Below are 1530 nucleotides of genomic sequence, written 5' to 3' on the forward strand. Positions count from 1 at the left end.
ACAAAACTTAAAATTTTATCGCGCTCAACAGTCTTTCGAAACTTTTCAGTAATCAATTCTAAAGCAAATTTAGTATTTCTCTTTTCCTGAAATAAAACGCGATATATGGATCGAAGTTCGTCAATTTTATCCGAAGTAAATTCTCTTCTTTTTAAACCTACAGTATTTACTCCTGCAAATCGTAAGGGCTCATGAGCAACAATAATATAAGGAGGAACATCTTTAACTACACGACTCAAACCACTAATCATGGCATGTTCGCCAATAATAGAAAACTGATGTATCGCAGTTAAGCCACTTATATTTACCCAGTCCTGAACAATTACTTCGCCAGCCATACCAACGCTAAACCCAATAATAGAATTGTTACCTATTACACAATCATGCCCAATATGAGCATTTGACATAATAAGATTCGAATTCCCAATACTAGTTTTACCTTTAGAAATTGTGCCTTTATTAATCGTAACAAACTCTCTGATTATATTGTTGTCACCAATTTCTAGAAGAGTGTATTCGCCTCTATATTTCAAATCCTGAGGCATACCTCCTAAAACAGCATTAGAATGGATTTGGCAATTTTCTCCAATTCTTGTTCCGCTTAAAATTGTTACATTATTTCCTATCTGACTATTATTGCCAATTACAACATCCTGCTCAATCGTCACACCATTTCCTAAAGAGATGTTATTACCCAAAACAGCATTTTTATGAATAAACGTATCCTTCAATTTTTAAATCTTTAATTAACAACAAAAATTGAAAAACTTTTTATTCTTTTTATTGATCTAATGTCAAATAATTGACGCTCGAATTCTGCTCAAAGTTTCCTGACTCACGCCAATTAATGAGGCAATGTGTTTTAATTTGCCTTTTTTAATAATTTGAGGAAATGACTCTAAAAGAAATAAGTATTTTTTCTCTGCAGTCATTAGACGAAATAAATGATTGAACTCATTTAATTTAGAAAGATAATGTCGAAGTTGTTTAATATGAAACTTTATAAACAACGGATATTCTAATAAAGCCTGCTCATCAGAATAAGACAAGGAATATAGGATTGTTTCTTCACAAGTTTGAAAATTTTCAAAAGAAGGTTTCTGCTCAAAAAAACTGCTCATCGAAGTTACAAATTGATTATCGGTATAAATCCATTTGGTAACTTCTACACCATCTTCAATACAAAACCTTCTAACCGCGCCCGATTTAATAAAATAGATTTTATTACAAACCTTAGTTTCTTCAACAAGAAATTCGCCTTTCTTAAAAATTTCTTTGGCAAAACTTTTTTTAATAGCCTGCTCAGTCTCCAAATCTAATTCCTGAAAACTATTTATAATTAGAATCAGCTCTTCCATTTATTTTTTAATTCCATAATAAATCAAAAATAAAACTTAAATAAGATAAAAGCTAAATTCGAACAGCAAACTATAAACCAAACCTGTCTTTTTTGGTGCATTTCATGCCTTTTAACACCTTATTTCCAAAAAAGAAGAAGTAGATCAACAATAAAAATTATTCTCTTTAAAA

Annotated in this window: 2 protein-coding genes; both read right to left on the bottom strand. The window is 30.5% G+C overall.

Annotation, left to right across the window (positions count from 1 at the left end; translation table 11 throughout):
* On the bottom strand, window positions 1-731 hold a 731-nt coding region (gene lpxA, locus B3J44_RS14540), incomplete at its 3' end, for an acyl-ACP--UDP-N-acetylglucosamine O-acyltransferase (protein WP_286969204.1).
* 63 nt (window positions 732-794) lie between these two features.
* A complete protein-coding gene (locus tag B3J44_RS14545; RefSeq protein ID WP_286969206.1) occupies window positions 795-1358 on the bottom strand; it encodes a Crp/Fnr family transcriptional regulator in 564 nt (187 codons plus the stop codon).
* Window positions 1359-1530 lie beyond the last annotated feature (172 nt).

This window comes from Flavobacterium sp. UBA4854 (genome assembly GCF_002399805.1).
GTDB lineage: Bacteria > Bacteroidota > Bacteroidia > Flavobacteriales > Flavobacteriaceae > Flavobacterium > Flavobacterium ginsengisoli.

Excerpts from the sequence above, each read along its gene's own strand:
- B3J44_RS14545 (WP_286969206.1), bottom strand. The coding sequence starts at position 1,358 with ATGGAAGAGCTGATTCTAATTATAAATAGTTTTCAGGAATTAGATTTG.